Here is a 16,757-nt window from a genome sequence, read left to right as displayed (position 1 = left end):
GCGCAGGCGCCTCAGGCCCCGGCGGTCGGTCAGCCTTTGTCCTCCGCGAGCCGCTTCAGCCGCTCGCGGGGGCCGCGCAGCGAACGGCCCCTGGTGTCCGTACGGGCCCAGGGGTCGTCCGCGAGCCGCTCGCCGACCGTCCGCAGCGTCCAGCGGTCGGCCCTCAGCTCCGGGTCGTCCAGCTCCCGCGCGTCGATGGGCGTGGCCACGGGCGCTCCCGGCTTGGCGCGCACCCCGTACGGGCTGACGGCGGTCTGGGCGTAGGCGTTGCGCTGGGTGTCCAGGTAGAGCCGGCCGCGCCGCTTGTCCTTGCGCGGCTCGGTGGTGAGCCGGTCGGGGTGGCGGGCGGCCAGCAGGTCGGCGGCGTCGCGGGCGAAGGACCGCACGGTGTCGAAGTCGGCGCGGCGGTCCAGCGGGACGACGACATGCAGCCCGCGCGAGCCGGTGGTCATCAGCAGCCCCGGCAGCCCGAGCTCGCCGAGCAGTCCGCAGCAGCGGCGGGCCGTCCAGCGCACCTCCTCGAAGCCGGACTCCTCCGACGAGGGCGGATCGAGGTCGAAGACCAGCCGGTCGGGGTGGTCGGGCCGGTCGGCCCGGGAGAGCCAGCGGTGCGGGGTGACGCACGCCTGGTCGGCGAGGTAGAGGAGGGTCGCGGTGTTGTCGCAGACCACATGGGTGACCTCACCGCCCTCCTTGGGGAGCACGGCGCGGCGCACCCAGTCCGGAAAGTAGTCGGGTGCGTTCTTCTGCATCAGCGGCTTGCCGCCGATTCCGTCCGGATGGCGTTCCATCATCAAAGGGCGGCCGCGCAACTGCGGAATGATGCGCCGGGAGACCGAGCGGTAGTACTCCACGAGGTCCCACTTCGTGATCCCGTCCTCGGGGAACAGCTCCTTTTCCGGCCGACTGACCTGTACGGTGTGGCCCCCGGTCCTGACGTTTCGCGCATCGGTCCGCTTCTCGCTCATATCGGACCCGGGTAACCCCATGGATCGCTGACTAAACTCTGGAGTCAGGAAAACGGGAGAAGTTGAAAAACGGGGGAAATCATGGTGAGACCAGGTTCGCTCGGCCCGCCGACGGCGGATCGGCGCGGCCGCTGGGCGCAGAGCCCGCTTGCGCTGATGGACACCACGATGGATCAGTTGCGCACCCTGATCATGGTCCATGAGGCCGGTACGGCGCTCGGTGCGGCACGGATTCTGGGCCGCGAACAGTCCAGTGTGCAAAAGCAGATCGACACCATGAACCGGAACTTTCGCGAGCTTTGCGGCGAACCCCTCATACTCAAGCAGGGGCGGGGCAAGGACGTGCTGTTCACCGGCACCGGAGAAGCCCTGGTCGAATTGGCGCGCGGAACTCTCGGCGACTGGCTGGACGGCATCCATGAGTCACGGCGCCGCCTGGGAAAAACGCTGATGGTGGGCACCACCCGATTTACCCTCAGTTATCTGGCGGGCGCCGGGGAGCGGGTGGCCGAGGACTTCCGGCAGCGCGGTATCGAACTCAAGGTCGGCCATGTGCGCACCCGGGACGTGCTGGCCAAGCTGCGCGCCAAGGATGTGGACCTGGTGTGCGGATCCGTGGTGACCCGGCCCGAGGGCGCCGACGAGCTCGCCGCCTTCGATGTGATGGAGTGGCGGCGCAGCGGGGTCTCGCTGCTGACCAATCTCTCCGAGGCCGAGCTGCCCGGCCCCACCGCCCCGACCAGCGCGCTGCGCACCCTGCCGCTGGTGGTCTCGGCGAGCGGGCTGATGGCCGGGGTGCTGCACACCTGGTTCGGCGGCGACTACCGCGGCAAGCTGCGCATCGCGGCCGAGATCGACACCGTCAACTACGGCTTCGAGCTGCTGCGCTCCGGGCTGCTGCGCGGCTGCATGCTGGTCACCAAGGGGGTCGCGGACGCGGCGGGCGATCCGAGGGTGGTGTACGGACGCGGGCTGCGCGCCGTCGAGCTGGTCAATGACACCGGGCCCCGGCTGGAGGTGCTGCTGGGCGCGTTCACCCGGCGCGGGGAGCGCGCGTCCTATGACCCGGCCCATCCGCTCAATCTGCTCTGGGACGCGCTCGCGCGGGAGAACGCGCGCTGGCAGCGGGAGCAGCGCTGGCCCACGGCGGGTCTTGAGCCCGATCCGTTCGAGCTGGCCAACTCCTACGACCCGAGCGAGAGCTGAGCCCCCGGTCGGGATTCAGCCCCGCGGCCCGTACAGGTCCAGCTCCACCAGCAGCGCCCGGTGGTCGGTGTGCGGCAGATCCAGGAAGCGGGCCGTGCGCGGCCGCAGTGCCCGGCTGACCAGGACGTGGTCGATCTGCGCCCCCAGGAGCGGGGTCGTGGCGCTCGGCCAGCTGGGGGTGCGGGGCACCCCGGCGGCCCGTGCGCTGTCCCGCAGCCCGGTGTCCAGCACGGCCCGGAAGGCGGCGTGGTCCTGGGTGGCGTTGAAGTCGCCCGCGATCAGGGTGGGTTCTTCGCCCCGCCCGTCCGCGTAGGCCCGCAGCCGCCCCAGCTCGGTGCGCCAGAGGTCCAGCTGCCCCGGCATCGGCGGCATGGGATGGGCGACCTGCATCCGCAGCCGCTGCCCCGCGACCCGGACGACCGCGCCCGGCATCCGCAGCGTTCCGCGCACCCCCTCCGCCCGGGTCAGCGGGTGGCGGCTGAGGATCGCCGAGCCCGCGGCGGCGCTGTCGCCGAGGGCGACGCTCCGGTACGGGTAGGCCCTGCGGACGGCCGCCGAGTCCAGTGCCGAGGCGCACCGCGTGTCGCACTCCTGAACCGCCACCAGATCCGGCCGCTCCCGGCGCAGCGCGCTCAGCAGTCCCTCCCTGGCCTGGCCGAACTCGAGGTTCGCGGTCATCACCCGCAGCCGGGCGAGGACCGGTCCGTGCGGTTCGGGCGGGGAGCCGCCGTCGTACGGCTGGATGAACCATCCGGTGGCCGCCGCCGCGGCCAGCGCCCAGCCGCACCCCAGCGGCCAGCGCGCGGCCGCGCTGAGCAGCAGCCCGAGCGCCGCCGGGACCAGCAGCCAGGGCAGGAAGGCGAGCAGCTGCGGTACGGGGGTGATGCCGTCGGTGTCCGTGGCCCGGCACAGCACCACCACGCTGACCACGGCCAGGGGCGGCATCGCGCACCAGGCCGCCCACCGCCGGGCCCGTCCGCCGGGGAGCCGTAGCAGCCGGGCGACGGCCCGGGCGCCGCGCGGCGCCAGTGGGCGGCCGGGGCCTGCGGCTTGGTCCTCCGCGACTGTCGTCTCCACGCTGGGCCTCTCGATCGGGGCGGGGCGCGCACATTCTCCTATGAACGGAAGGTCTAGACCTTGACGTGTTCATGAGCTAACTTCCCGGAACACCGCAGGAGTTCATGTCGGCATCCGTCGTTCACACATACGAACACACGAACTCACCGTCAGGAGAGCCGCCCCCATGCGCACCAGAGCCCTGTATCTCGCTCTCGCCACAGCGCTGGCCGCGCTGTTCGCGGGCATCCTCAGCGGCCCGGCCACGGCCGGGCAGACCCAGCGGTCCACCGCGGCCGAGGCCACCGCCGAAGCAGCGCCAAGGGCCACGCCCAAGGCCGCCTTCACCCACCCCGGCGTCCTCGTCAGCCGCGCCCAGCTCGACTTCGTCCGCTCCAAGGTGAATGCGGGCGCCCAGCCCTGGAAGGGCGCGTACGACGCGATGCTGGCGAGCCCGTACGCCTCGCTTTCGCGCACCCCCAAGCCCCGCGCGGTCGTCGAATGCGGTCCGTACTCCGACCCCAACATCGGCTGCACGGACGAGCGCCAGGACGCGCTCGCCGCCTACTCGCTCTCGCTGGCCTGGTACATCACCCGCGACAGCCGCTACGCCGACAAGGCCATCCAGATCATGGACGCCTGGTCGGCCACCATCAAGGACCACACCAACAGCAACGCCCCGCTCCAGACCGGCTGGGCCGGATCCTCCTGGCCCCGCGCGGCCGAGATCATCCGCTACACCTACGACGGCTGGTCCGCCGCCTCGATCGACCGCTTCAAGACCATGCTGCGCACCGTCTACCTCCCGAAGGTCATCGGCGGCTCGAACTCCAACGGCAACTGGGAGCTGGTGATGACGGAGGCCGCCGCCGGCATCTCCGTCTTCCTGGACGACCGGACCAGCTACGACAAGGCGATCGCGAAGTTCCGCGGCCGCGTCCCCGCGTATGTCTACCTGGAGTCCGACGGCTCACTGCCCAAGACCGCGCCCGGCAGCGGCCTCAACACCCGCGACAAGATCATCAAGTACTGGCAGGGCCAGTCGACCTTCGTCACCGGGCTCACCCAGGAGACCTGCCGCGACTTCACCCACACCGGCTACGGCATCGCCTCCATCGCGCACGTCGCCGAGACCAGCCGCATCCAGGGTCAGGACCTCTACCCCGAGGTGGGCGAGCGGCTGCGGCAGGCGCTGGGCTTCCAGTCGAAGTACGAGCTGGGCGAGGCCCCGCCGTCCTGGCTGTGCGGCGGCAGCGTCAAGCGCGGCCTCGGCCCGATCACCGAGGTCGGCTACAACGCCCTGCACAACCGGCTCGGCATCGCCATGGCCAACACCCAGAAGCTCACCGAGCGGCAGCGCCCGGCGGGCACCAACAGCCTCTTCCTGGGCTGGGAAACCCTGACCCACGGGGACAACCCGTCCTGAGCCCGGCCCGGGGCCGATCCCGGCCCGATCCCGGCCCGGCCGCGACCCGATCCCGGCCCGGCCGCGGCCCGCCCCTGGCTCGGCCGTGGCCCGGTCGTGGACCGACCCCGGACCGGCCCTGGGCCGCCCCGCGGCCTGGGGGGCCGGGGTTCCGGGGGCCCGGCGACTTTCCCCTCCCGCCCCTTCCCGATACCAGGGGCTTCGCCCCTGGACCCCGGGGTCTGGGGCGGAGCCCCAGTCGAGGGAAGGGGCGGGGCGGGGCAGCCCGACGCACGTCGGCCGGGCCCGGGCCGGGGTCTGGGGTGGGGTCCCAGTTTCGGGAAGGGGCGGGGCGGGGAGCAGCCCGCCGCAGGCGGCGAGATCCGGCGGCCACATCCGCCGGGGGCCCTCGGGGCGTGGGGTCCCGAGGGCCCCCGGTCACTCGCCGCGCAGCGCCAGCACCGTCTCGACCGTGTCCGCCTGATCCGCCGGTTTGTCCTCCCGGTAGCGCAGCACCCGCGCGAACCGCAGCGTGACGCCCGCCGGATAGCGGGACGACCGCTGGAGCCCGTCGAAGGCCACCTCCACCACCAGCTCCGGCCGCACCCGCACCACCCAGCCGTCGTCGCTGACCGCGATCCCCAGCAGTGCCTCCGTCTGCCACTCCAGCATCACGTCGGTCAGCCCCTTGAACGTCTTGCCCAGCATCACGTACGTGCCGTCCGGCGCCCGCGCGCCCAGATGGAGGTTGGACAGCTTCCCGGTGCGGCGGCCGTGCCCCCACTCCGCCGCCAGCACCACCAGGTCCAGCGTGTGCACCGGCTTGACCTTCAGCCAGGACGCCCCGCGCCGGCCCGCGCCGTACGGCGCCTCGAGACCCTTGACCAGCACCCCCTCATGCCCCCGGGCCAGCACGTCCGCGGCGAATTCCCGTGCCGCCCGCCGGGTTTCCGGATCCGCGGGGTCATCGGCCACCAGCCGCCGCACCCGCCGGGGCCCGGGGGCGATCCGGGCCAGTTCGGCATGGCGCTCGTGGGTCGGCAGATCGAGCAGATCGCGGTCGTCCACCACGAGCACATCGAAGAAGACGGGGGACAGCGGCAGCGCGGCCGACGCCCCGGCCACATCGAGCCGCGAGCCGACCCGGCCGGAGGTCTCCTGGAACGGCCGGGGCCGCCCCTCCGCGTCCAGCAGGATCACCTCGCCGTCGAGGATCGCCCGGTCCACCGCCAGCTCCCGCGCCGCCGTGACCACCTCCGGCAGCCGCTCGGTGATCTCGTCGAGGGTGCGGGTGTAGATCCGTACCTCCTCGCCGTCCCGGTGGACCTGCACCCGGATCCCGTCCAGCTTCTCCTCGACCGCGCACGCGCCCAGCCGGTCCATGGCCTCGTCGAGGTCCTTGGCGCTCTGCGCGAGCATCGGCAGCACCGGCCGCCCCACCTCCAGCCGGAAGTCGGCCAGCGCCGCCGGGCCGCGCGCCAGCAGCGCCTCGGCCACCGCGCCCAGCGAACCGCCGAGCATCACCGCCCGCCGCACCTCCACGGCCGGTGCGCCGACCGCCTCGGCGAGCCCCTCCACGGCCAACCCCTCCAGCGCCCCCTGCCGCAGCTCCCCGCCGATCAGGCCGAGCAGAAAGCCCTGCTCCTCCTTGGTCGCGGCGGACAGCAGCTCGCCCACCAGCCGCTTGCGGGTCGCCGCCGCACCGGTGCCGGAGACCGCCGCGACCCGGCTCAGGGCCTCGTCCACATCGAGCACCGCGAGCGTCGGCTCGGCGGCGGGTTCCCGCCGGTGGCGCAGGGTGGACCAGCCCACTCCGGTGCGGCGCTGGGGCAGTTTGCCCGCGAGGTAGGTGATCACCACGGCCGCCTCGGCCGGTTCCGTGCGCCGGAACAGCCGGGCCAGTGCGGCGATCTTCTCCGAGCGGGCGGCGGTGGCCGCGACCTGGCGGGAGGTCAACGCGACATCAGCCAGCAGCATGGCTCCAGCCTGCCCCGCGCCCCACCGGGAAACCGCCCCCTGCCGGGAAACCAGGCATCGCGTCCCTCAGGCGGTGCGTCCCGCCTCGGGCCCTCCCATCTCCGCGCGTCCCGCGCCGCCACGGCTCGGCCCGGCGCACAGCGCCCAGATCACCAGGGCGTCGATGATGAGCAGCACCGTGGCCCAGACCGGGTAGTACGGCAGCCACAGGAAGTTGGCGATCAGCGCCAGACCGGCCAGTACCACACCCGTGACGCGGGCCCACATGGCGCCGGTGAACACCGCGAACCCCGCGACCACCACGGCGATCCCGAGGGCCAGGTGCACCCAGCCCCATCCGGCCAGGTCGAACTGGAAGATATAGCTCTGCGTGACCAGGAAGACCCGGTCGGTCATGATGGCCGAGAGGCCCTGGAGCAGGTTCATCAGCCCACCGAAGATCATCATGACCCCCGCGAAGACGAGCCATCCGCTCACCGCCCGGTGCATATGGCCCGGAGCGGCCCCTGTCTGAACTCCACCGGCGTGACTGGCCATGTCGGGCTCCTTCGTCCGGCGCGATCGGCGCCGCCACGACGCCGATTCGCGGCGATTAGGGTTAATTACCCTTTTCTTAGATTTGCATATACCCCCGTTCTCGGCACCTCGCCCACTGTGAGATCGCCGCGAGGCCCCCCGTGAGACTGTCGTAGGTTCGAACGGGGACGCGCGGCGGATTCGCCAGGAGAGCGGAAAGTCGCGCATCATATGCGGAACGTGATGGCCGCCCGGCTGCCGGAAGCGGAGATTCGCCTTCCAAGAATTCCCGGTGTAGATGTATGTGTATGGCCCGGTTTATGGGTCGATCGTGGGCTGCCCGCATGTTCCCCGGTCGGCGCCCACGGAGTCGGCGGCGGGAACGCCCGGAGGCGGCGGGCCGGCGCTTTCGATCGTGGCTGGACGTTCGCAGCGTCGCCGGGCAGGTCTTCATCCTCCAGCTCGTGATCGTGCTGCTGCTCGGCGCGGCGGCCACCGTCGCCCTGGTGCTCCAGGTGCGGCACGACGCCACCGAAGAGGCCCGCGGCCGGTCCGTCGCGGTCGCCGAGTCGTTCGCCAACTCCCCCGGGATCGTCCAGGCCCTGCACAGCCCCAACCCCACCAAGGTGCTCCAGCCGAAGGCCGAGGCCGTCCGGAAGCGATCCGGGCTCGACTTCGTCGTGGTCACGAACGACAAGGGCATCCGGTACACCCACCCCAAGCTCAACCGGATCGGCAAGCACTACGTCGGCAACATCGACCCGGCGCTGCACGGGCACACCACCACGGATACCGGCCCCGGCACACTGGGCGAGGCGATGGACGCCGTGGCACCCATCTTCGACAGGAACCACAAGGTCGTCGGCCTGGTCGGCGCGGGGATCACGATCAAGAAGGTGAGCGGGCTCGCCAACCGCCAGCTGCCACTCCTCGTCGGTGCCGTCTCCGCCTCGCTCGTGCTCGCCTCCGGCGGCACCGCGCTGGTGAGCAAACGGCTGCGGCGGCAGACCCGTGGCCTGGACCCGATCGAGATGACCCGGATGTACGAGCACCATGACGCGGTGCTGCACTCGGTGCGCGAGGGTGTGCTGATCGTCGGCGACGACGGGCGGCTGGTGCTCGCCAACGACGAGGCGTCCCGACTGCTCGACCTGCCACCGCGGCCGGAGGGGCGGCTGGTCGACGACCTGGGCCTGGAGCCCCATGTCGCCGACGTCCTGGCCTCCGGGCGCGATGTCACCGACGAGGTGCTGGTGGCCGGTGACCGGCTGCTGGCGATCAACAACCGGCTGACCGACCGGGCCGGCGGACCACCCGGCAGCGTCGCCACCCTGCGCGACTCCACCGAGCTGCGCGCCCTCTCCGGCCGTGCCGAAGTGGCCCAGAAGCGGCTCAAGCTGCTGTACGACGCGAGTGTGGAGATCGGTACCACGCTCGATGTGAGCCGTACCGCCGAGGAGCTGGCGCAGGTGGCGGTGGACCGCTTCGCCGACTTCGTCACGGTCGACCTGGCGGAACCCGTGGCGCGCGGCGATGAGCCGCTGGTCGTCGGCGGTGTCGAGATGCGCCGGTCGGCGGTCCACGGCATCCGGCCCGACCACCCCTTCTATCCGGTCGGCCGGGTCTTCGCGTTCGTTCCGTCCTCGCCCCAGGCGTTCGGGCTGAGCGGGGGCGAGCCGGTCGTGGAGGCCGATCTCTCCGAGGCCACCGGCTGGCAGGCCCAGGACCCCGAGCAGACCGCCAAGGTCATCGAGTACGGCGTACGGTCGCTGGTCACCGTGCCGCTGCGGGCCCGGGGCGTACTGCTGGGCGTGGTCAACTTCTGGCGGATGAAGCAGCGCGAGCCCTTCGAGCAGGAAGAGGTGTCCCTCGCCGAGGAGCTCGCCTCGCACGCCGCGGTCTGCATCGACAACGCCCGCCGCTACACCCGCGAGCACACCATGGCGGTGACCCTCCAGCACAGCCTGCTGCCCCGCGCGCTGCCCAGCCAGAGCGCCCTGGACGTGGCCTTCCGCTATCTGCCGGCGGAGTCGGGGGTGGGGGGCGACTGGTTCGACGTCATTCCGCTGCCGGGGGCGCGGGTGGCGCTGGTGGTGGGGGACGTGGTGGGGCACGGTCTGCACGCGGCGGCGACGATGGGGCGGCTGCGGACGGCGGTGCACAACTTCTCCACGCTCGACCTCCCGCCCGATGAGATCCTCTCCCACCTGGATGATCTGATCGCCCGGATCGACCAGGACGAGGGCCCGGGTGGACCGGACGGCGACGGCAGCGGCGGTGGTGGCGCCAGCGAGGGCATCACCGGGGCGACCTGTCTGTACGCGATCTACGATCCGGTGACGCGGCGTTGCACGATGGCGCGGGCCGGTCATCCGCCGCCCGCGCTGGTGCGTCCGGACGGCTCGGTGGAGTTCCTGGACCTGCCCGCCGGGCCGCCGCTGGGCCTGGGCGGACTGCCGTTCGAGACCGCCGAGGCCGAGCTGGCCCAGGGCAGCCATCTCGTCCTCTATACGGACGGGCTGATCGAGGACCGCCGCCGGGAGATCGACACCGGTCTGGAGATGCTGCGCCGCGCCCTGTCCCACCCCGGCCGGACCCCCGACCAGATCTGCACCAAGGTGCTGGACGCCCTGCTGCCCAGCAACCCGAGCGATGACATCGCCCTGATCGCGGCCCAGACCCGGGTCGTGGGCGCCGACCGCGTGGCCTCCTGGGAGGTGCCGTCCGACCCCGCCGCGGTGTCCGGTGTGCGCGCCGAGGTCATGCGGAAGCTGGCGGAGTGGGGGCTGGACGAGGCCGCGTTCTCCGCCGAGCTGGTGATCAGCGAGCTGATCACCAACGCCATCCGGCACGCCACCGGCCCGATCCGGGTGCAGGTCCTCCGCGACCGCGCGCTGATCTGCGAGGTCTCCGACACCAGCAGCACCTCTCCGCATCTGCGGTACGCGGCGACGACGGACGAGGGCGGCCGGGGGCTGTTCCTGGTCGCCCAGTTCGCCGAGCGCTGGGGCACCCGCTACACCTCGGACGGCAAGGTCATCTGGGCCGAGCTGGCGATTCCGTAGCGGCGTTCCGGGCCGGACCGGCGATTCCGTGGCGTCGCAGGGCGGGGCGACGGCGGTGGCGCACATGGCGGCGTCAATGGCAGCGTCATATGCGTCCGGAACATGACGCTGCGCGGCGCCCCGATTTGACGGGCCGTCATGATCCATGTGCTGAGAGGGCCCGGTCAAACTGACGTGACTCTACTAACATGTGGCGCCCACGGCTTGATGTCCGCGTGGTCCAGCCAAAAACCCTCAACGCGCCCATGAGGACCTGATAGATGTCAGCACACATATCCAGCCATCCGTACAAAGGGCCCTCGGTGATGCGCGGGGCCTTGACCGTCCCCCTGCTGGCAGCCGTCGTCGCCGCCGGAGCGGGGCTGTGGTTGACCACCGCGGTGCCATCCGGTCAGCGCGCCTTCGTCGCCGTCTTCTGCGGAGCCGCCGCCGTGCTGCTGGGGGTGGCGCTCGCGGTCGCCGCCAACCGCTCGCGGACCATCGGCCGTCTCCAGGAGCGGGTCACCGCGCTGGAGACCGCGGCCGCCGCGCGGGAGATCGAGGCCACCCGGCTCGCCGAGGAAACGATTCCGTCCGCGGTGCGGCAACTGCGCGCGGGCGGCTCGGTGGAAACCGTGGTCACCCGCATGGAGCGCCCCACCAGCCGGGCCCATCAGTATCTGCTGCGGACCCTGCTGCGCGAGATCGGCGACGGTGAGCGGATGCGCGCCTCCGCGATGGCCGCGTGCGCCAACGCCGCGGGCCGCGTCCAGGCGCTGGCCACCAGCATGCTGGCCGACCTCCGGGAGATGGAGAACCGCCACGACGAGACCGTCCTCGGCGATCTGCTGAAGCTGGACCACACCACCGCCCAGGCGGGCCGGATCGCGGACAGCATCGCGGTGCTGACCGGTGCCCGCTCCGGGCGCCGCTGGACCAAGCCGATCGTCATGGAGTCCGTGCTGCGCGGCGCGATCGGCCGGATCAGCGCCTACCAGCGGGTGCGGGTCCACTCGACCAGCAACGCCGCGGTGGCCGGTTACGCGGCCGAGGGCGTCATGCACGCACTCGCCGAGCTGATGGACAACGCCGCCAGCTTCTCGCCTCCCACCGAGGAGGTGCATGTGTACGTCGAGGAGACGCACGCGGGCGTCGTGGTGACCGTCGAGGACGGTGGCCTGGTGATGGGCCCGGCCGCCCTGGACCGCGCCCAGAAGGCCGTCTCCTCCGAGAGTCTGGACCTGATGACCCTGTCCGGCACCCGGCTGGGTCTCGCGGTCGTCGGCTGTCTGGCCCGCAAGCACGGGCTCACCGTCTCCTTCCGGCCGTCCGCGCGGGGCGGCACCGGTGTCGTCGTCCTGATCCCGCAGCAGCTGGTCACGCACATCAACCAGGACGCCGTCGTACTCGACACGCCGGGCACCGTCCGCACCGGGGTGCCCCGGCAGACGTCCGCCGCGTCCGCCGCCACGAGCGCGTCCGCCGCCCCGGTCGTGCCCGCCCCGGCCGCGTCCGCCCCGGCAGCCGCTCCGTCCACGTCGCCGGAGACCGCCCCGGCGCCCCCGTCCCCGTCCCCCGCGCCGTCGTCCGCGCCGGAACCCTCCGCGCAGCCCTCGCGGGTCAACGGACTGCCCAAGCGGCGCCGTGGCGAGACGCTGGCCGCCGCCACCCGCGCGGCCGCCCAGTCGGCCGAGACGGAACCCAGGCCCAAGACCAGCCGTCCACGCCCCGAGGAGGCCGGAGCCCGCTTCGGCGCCTTCCGCCAGGCGACCCGCGGTGGATCCGCCGCCGGTGCGCCGTGTGACACCGAGCCTTCGGTATCCGCAGATCACACCGAGACCGCCGAGTCCGCCGAGCCTGCCGAGAACGACAAGCCGTGAGTGAAGGAACGCCGATGAACACCACCGACCGCAGCTTGGACTGGCTGTTGGAGAACCTGCTGGAGAAGACCCCGGGCTCGCGCCACGCCCTGGTGCTGTCGCGGGACGGTCTCAAGCTCTGCCTCTCCTCCGGGTTGTCCGTGGACCAGGCCGATCAGCTGGCGGCCATCGCGTCGGGCATCCAGAGCCTCGCCCACGGCGCGTCCGTCGAGTTCGGCGACGGAAGCGGCGGCGTACGGCAGTCGATGACGGAGTTCCACGGGGGGATTCTGTTCATCGTCGAGGCCGGCGAAGGCGCCCATCTCGCCGTGGTGGCCCATGACGATGCCGATGTCGGCATCATCGGCCACAACATGAACGAGCTGGTCGAGCAGATCGGCGACCATCTGCGGGCCGCTCCGCGGGTGGAAGCGGGCGGCAGCGGCGGCGGGGCGAAGGCATGATCCGAGGTCCGCTGGACAAGGAGGGCCCGGACCGGCTGTACACCGTCACCGGCGGCCGCAGCCGGGCCGACGAGAGCCGGTTCGACATGGTCACGCTGATCGTCAGCGAAAGCGATCCCACCCCCGGGATGCAGTCCGAGCACGTCAAGATCCTGCGGATGTGCCGCCGCCCCCTGTCGGTCGTGGAGATCTCCTCGTATCTGGAACTGCCCGTCAGCGTGGTCAAGATCCTGCTGTGCGATCTGCTGGACACCGGCCGGATCACCGCGCGCCATCCGCATGCGGCCCGCCCCGGTGGCCGGCTGCCCGGGCCCGAAACCCTGAAGAAGGTGCTCGTTGCACTCCAGAATCTCTGAGACCACCGTGAGCACCGCGCTCCCCGGCGGCGCCGGGCACGCCCCGCTGCGGGAGAGCGCGAGCAACGGTCTGAAGATCGTGATCGTCGGCGGGTTCGGTGTCGGCAAGACGACGATGGTGCAGTCCGTCAGCGAGATCCGCCCGCTCAGCACCGAGGAGACGATGACGCAGGCGGGCATCGGCATCGACGACGCCTCGTTCGTGCGCCACAAGACCACCACCACGGTGGCCTTCGACTTCGGCCGGATCAGCCTGGACGAGCAGATGGTGCTCTATCTGTTCGGCGCCCCGGGCCAGGAGCGGTTCTGGTTCCTGTGGGACCGGCTGTTCTCCGGGACCCTGGGCGCGGTCGTCCTGGTGGACACCAACCGGCTCTCCGACTCCTGGTACGCGCTGGACCGGCTGGAGCACCACGGCACCCCGTTCATCGTGGCCCGCAACAACTTCACCGAGCCGCAGCACACGCTGGAGGAGGTGCGGGAGGCCCTCGACCTCCCGCCCGAGGTGCCGATGATCGAATGCGACGCCCGCAAGCGCGACTCCAGCAAGGCCGTACTGGTCGCGCTCGCCCGCTACCTCTACTCCCTGTCCACCAACGGCTCCGCCGGGGAGACCACCGCGTGACCACCCCTGACCCCACGTCCCCGCTGGACGCCCCGCCCGGGGCCCCGCCCGAGCCCGTCTTCCCGTCGGCCCCCGCGCCGCCCGACGGGGTGGTGCCCCCCGGGTCGGTGCCGCTGGACTACCAGCGGTTCCGGGACGAACCGATGGAGCTCTACCGCGAGCTGCTCCGGGACCACGGCCCGGTGGTGCCCATCCTGCTGGACGGCAAGATCCCCGTCTGGACGGTGCTCGGCTACCGCGAGGTGGTCCGGGTCACCACCGATCCCAATCTGTACGCCCGCGACTCCCGCCGCTGGCACGCCTGGCACCTGGTGCCGCCCGACTGGGAGTTGACCACCTTCGTCGGCTACCGCCCGACCATGCTCTTCAGCGAGGGCGCGGACCACCAGCGGCGGTCCGAGGCGATCTGCGACGGCCTGGCGGCGGTGGACCAGTTCGAGCTGCGCGCGGGGTGCGAGCGCGTCGCCGACCAGCTGATCGACACCTTCGCGGGCAGCGGCCGGGCCGATCTGGTGGCCGAGTACGCCAGCCAGATCCCGCTGCGGGTGGTGACCCGGCTCTACGGCCTGGACGACACCGAATCCGCCGCCATCCAGGACGATTCGCTCCACCTCACCGGGAACGACGCCCCCGTCGCGCTACAGAAGATGCAGACCCGGATGGAGGCGCTGATCAAACGCGTCCGGGAGAACCCGGACCAGGTCAACGTCGCCGCCCATCTGGTGTCCCACCCCGCCGGGCTCACCGACGACGAGATCATCAACGACCTGCTCGGCTCCATCTACGCCGTCCAGCAGCCCACCAGCGACCTGATCGGCAACGCCCTCCGGCTGATGCTGACGGACGAACGGTTCGCCATCACCCTCTCCGGCGGCCGCCGCAGCGTCGGCCAGGCGCTCAACGAGGTGCTGTGGGAGAACACCCCGGTCCCGTTCTGGATCGGCCGCTGGGCCGCCGATGACACCATGCTCGGCGGTCGCCGCATCCGTAAGGGCGACTGCCTGATGCTGGGCCTCGCCGCCGCCAACGCCGACCCCGACGTCCGCCCGGACTTCCACGGCGCCGGCGGCAACCAGGCTCATATGGCCTTCAGCCACGGCAAACACGGCTGCCCCCCGGCCGCCCGCGAAATCGCCGAGGTCATCGCCACCGCCGCCATCGAGGTCCTCCTCGACCGCCTCCCGGACGTCACCCTCTCCGTCCCCGCGGACGAGCTCGAATGGCGCGTCACCCTGATGATGCGCGGCACGGCCGCCCTCCCCGTCGAATTCACCCCGACCCACCTGCACTGACTGCCTGTCGTCCCCCGGAGGCGCCTCGCGCACCGCCGGGGGACACGTCTTTGCGGACCAGCAGAGGGCAACGTTCTCCACCCGCGATGTGCGCCAGGGCGTAGCGTGGAAACCACATCCGCCTGATACCTGATGGTGAGTGGGGGGACCAGGCGCGATGGCTGACCACCGGCAACGTCCGGGAACGGGGCTTGGCCGCGATCCTGGGCGGTGAGGCATGGGCCGAGGCGCTGAGCGCGATTCCCGCTCGCGCCGGGGGAGGCCCGTGTGACGCTGACTGCAAGCCCGCGTCGGACGGCGGGGACTGCTCGCCCGCCGAGCAGGAAGCATGCGACCCGAAGTACGACGAATGAGGCGGCCCATGGACTGGAAGCCCCACGCCGAACGTCTCGCGGCCGAGGCGACCCGCCCGTCTCGCGGTGGCGGGACGCGGTGGCCTCCACCCCCCGGCACGTCTTCGTGCCCCGGTGGTGGGAACCGACGGGCAGCGGCACGTGGGCGTTGCGCGATGGGTCGGCGGACGAGGCGGCGTGGCTGCGCGCGGCCTACTCCGACACGTCCTTGGTGACCCGCGTCGGCCCGCTGCACGCCGACCAGGCAAGCCCCGACGACCGGCCGCGCGGCGTGCCCACATCGTCGGGCACCATGCCCAGCCTGGTGGTGCGCATGCTGCGCCACGGGCTGTTGTACGACGGCGCCGACCTCGGCCTGATCGGCACGGGTACCGGGGCCAGTACCGCCCTCGCATCGCGGCGCCTCGGGTGCAAGCACGTCACGGCCATGGACGTAGACCCGTATCTGACCGGGACGGCGACTGATCGGCTTGCCTCCCTAGGTATGTCCCCCCAGGTGGTCACCTGTGACGTCACGGGGCCGCTCCCGGGGGACTTCGACCGCATCGTGTCCATGGTGGCGCTGCGAAACCTCGCCGGCGTGACAGCCGCGGTGCGCCCCGGTGGGCACCGGCTGAACGCCGAGGGCGGCCTGCCGATCTACGGCAGCCGTGTGCACATCACGCCCGACGGCGTGTGTCACTTCACGCGCGGCAAATGGTCGGCCTCCTACGGCTGACCTCACCCGGCCGGCAGGGCCACGGCGGGGCGAGTGCGGTCGTCCAGGGGCCGAAGACCGGGAGGAAGAAGAGGAGCGTGCTGGACCTTCCTTCCCCTCGTGAGGAAGGTCCGGCAAACTCTGCGCCGTGTTGGCCTAATGCGCTGTCGCGAGCATTAGGTAACGGGTGTCACACTAGCGAGGGGCGTGTACGCCGTGCAATGGGTTACCGGGCGTTCGGCGTCCGGAGGGCGTGAAGATCTGGTGCTCACGAGGGTGGAGGGGCCGTAGAGTCGGCGCGTCATGACAGAGCGACCACCGCATGGGTCGGCTCGCCCCGGGGGGCGTACGGCCCGGACTCGGGCGGCCGTGTTGGCGGCCGCGTACGAGGAGCTCGACAGCGACTCGTTCGCCGAGCTCACCCTCGATCGGCTCGCGCGGCGGTCGGGGGTGCATGTGTCGACCATCCGGCGGCGCTGGCGCACGGTGGAGGGGGTGGTCGTCGATCTGCTGGCGGAGCGGAGTTCAACGCTGCCCACCCCGGACACCGGTGACTTCCACCGGGATCTGACCGAACTCACCCAGGCCATCGCGGACTTCAACAACGCCCTGCGCAACCGCAATGTCATGCAGGGGCTGCTCGCGGCCGCCGCGCATGACACCAGGGTCGAGGAGATCGTCCGTAGCGCGTTCGTACGGCGGACCGAGGAGGTGACCCTGATCGTGCGGAACGCGGTGGAGCGCGGGGACATCCCCGAGGGCACCGACGCGCGGGAGGTCATCGCCGCGCTGGGGGCGCCGATCTACTACCGGGTGCTCATCCTGCGCGGGTCCATCGACCAGCGGCTGGTGCACACCACCGTCGAGGCGACGTATCAGGCGGTCCGGTCCGGGGTGTTCGTGCGGAAGGACTGATGGCGCCCCCGCCGCAGGGGCGCC

The 16,757-nt window shown here is 71.8% G+C and carries 14 protein-coding genes; 10 read left to right on the top strand and 4 right to left on the bottom strand.

Going from position 1 to position 16,757, the window contains the following annotated elements; genetic code table 11:
- Positions 1-29: 29 nt before the first annotated feature.
- Positions 30-968: a non-homologous end-joining DNA ligase gene (gene ligD, locus ABD329_RS15045; RefSeq protein WP_198280097.1), complete on the bottom strand. Its 939-nt coding sequence runs from the start codon at positions 966-968 to the stop codon at positions 30-32.
- Positions 969-1,136: 168 nt separating this feature from the next.
- On the opposite strand from ligD, the gene ABD329_RS15040 reads away from it, so the two are divergent.
- Positions 1,137-2,174: a LysR family transcriptional regulator gene (locus tag ABD329_RS15040; protein ID WP_198280100.1), complete on the top strand. Its 1,038-nt coding sequence runs from the start codon at positions 1,137-1,139 to the stop codon at positions 2,172-2,174.
- Between the two features lie 15 nt (positions 2,175-2,189).
- Here ABD329_RS15040 and ABD329_RS15035 read toward each other — a convergent pair whose 3' ends face one another.
- Positions 2,190-3,251: an endonuclease/exonuclease/phosphatase family protein gene (locus ABD329_RS15035; protein ID WP_198280098.1), complete on the bottom strand. Its 1,062-nt coding sequence runs from the start codon at positions 3,249-3,251 to the stop codon at positions 2,190-2,192.
- Positions 3,252-3,417: 166 nt separating this feature from the next.
- Between ABD329_RS15035 and ABD329_RS15030 the strand changes: the two genes are divergently transcribed.
- Positions 3,418-4,656, top strand: a complete 1,239-nt coding sequence (locus tag ABD329_RS15030; RefSeq protein ID WP_198280099.1) for an alginate lyase family protein — start codon at positions 3,418-3,420, stop codon at positions 4,654-4,656.
- A gap of 417 nt (positions 4,657-5,073) precedes the next feature.
- Here ABD329_RS15030 and ABD329_RS15025 read toward each other — a convergent pair whose 3' ends face one another.
- Together ABD329_RS15025 and ABD329_RS15020 are read right to left on the bottom strand one after the other, a co-directional pair.
- Positions 5,074-6,612, bottom strand: coding sequence for an ATP-dependent DNA ligase (locus ABD329_RS15025; protein WP_198281652.1), 1,539 nt, complete (start codon positions 6,610-6,612; stop codon positions 5,074-5,076).
- A 66-nt stretch (positions 6,613-6,678) separates the two neighbouring features.
- Complete coding sequence (locus tag ABD329_RS15020) at positions 6,679-7,149, bottom strand: DUF7144 family membrane protein (RefSeq protein WP_198281653.1); 471 nt, start codon at positions 7,147-7,149, stop codon at positions 6,679-6,681.
- A 287-nt stretch (positions 7,150-7,436) separates the two neighbouring features.
- On the opposite strand from ABD329_RS15020, the gene ABD329_RS15015 reads away from it, so the two are divergent.
- From ABD329_RS15015 to ABD329_RS14980, 8 genes are all read left to right on the top strand, one after another.
- Entirely contained in the window at positions 7,437-10,193 is a 2,757-nt protein-coding gene (locus ABD329_RS15015; RefSeq protein ID WP_425574336.1) for a SpoIIE family protein phosphatase, read from the top strand.
- Between the two features lie 260 nt (positions 10,194-10,453).
- Positions 10,454-12,052, top strand: a complete 1,599-nt coding sequence (locus tag ABD329_RS15010) for a sensor histidine kinase (protein ID WP_344316463.1) — start codon at positions 10,454-10,456, stop codon at positions 12,050-12,052.
- Between the two features lie 14 nt (positions 12,053-12,066).
- Complete coding sequence (locus ABD329_RS15005) at positions 12,067-12,495, top strand: roadblock/LC7 domain-containing protein (RefSeq protein WP_037961817.1); 429 nt, start codon at positions 12,067-12,069, stop codon at positions 12,493-12,495.
- On the top strand, positions 12,492-12,851 hold the full coding sequence (locus ABD329_RS15000; RefSeq protein ID WP_020869869.1) for a DUF742 domain-containing protein: 360 nt from the start codon (positions 12,492-12,494) through the stop codon (positions 12,849-12,851). The genes ABD329_RS15005 and ABD329_RS15000 overlap by 4 nt, the downstream gene beginning before the upstream one ends.
- The gene (locus ABD329_RS14995) at positions 12,832-13,476 is read left to right on the top strand and encodes a GTP-binding protein (RefSeq protein WP_185057991.1); all 645 of its coding nucleotides are present in this window, start codon (positions 12,832-12,834) and stop codon (positions 13,474-13,476) included. The genes ABD329_RS15000 and ABD329_RS14995 overlap by 20 nt, the downstream gene beginning before the upstream one ends.
- Positions 13,473-14,768 carry a cytochrome P450 gene (locus tag ABD329_RS14990; RefSeq protein ID WP_344316460.1) on the top strand — a complete coding sequence of 432 codons (1,296 nt, stop codon included), beginning with the start codon at positions 13,473-13,475 and terminating at the stop codon, positions 14,766-14,768. Before ABD329_RS14995 ends, ABD329_RS14990 begins: the two co-directional genes overlap by 4 nt.
- A gap of 432 nt (positions 14,769-15,200) precedes the next feature.
- Positions 15,201-15,839 carry a methyltransferase domain-containing protein gene (locus tag ABD329_RS14985; protein ID WP_309142930.1) on the top strand — a complete coding sequence of 213 codons (639 nt, stop codon included), beginning with the start codon at positions 15,201-15,203 and terminating at the stop codon, positions 15,837-15,839.
- A 282-nt stretch (positions 15,840-16,121) separates the two neighbouring features.
- Positions 16,122-16,733: a TetR/AcrR family transcriptional regulator C-terminal ligand-binding domain-containing protein gene (locus tag ABD329_RS14980; RefSeq protein WP_198281413.1), complete on the top strand. Its 612-nt coding sequence runs from the start codon at positions 16,122-16,124 to the stop codon at positions 16,731-16,733.
- Positions 16,734-16,757 lie beyond the last annotated feature (24 nt).

The organism is Streptomyces javensis (assembly GCF_039525925.1).
GTDB classification, from domain to species: domain Bacteria; phylum Actinomycetota; class Actinomycetes; order Streptomycetales; family Streptomycetaceae; genus Streptomyces; species Streptomyces asiaticus.
Note: the sequence above shows the minus strand (reverse complement) of the source record. Positions and strands in the feature narration are given on the sequence as shown.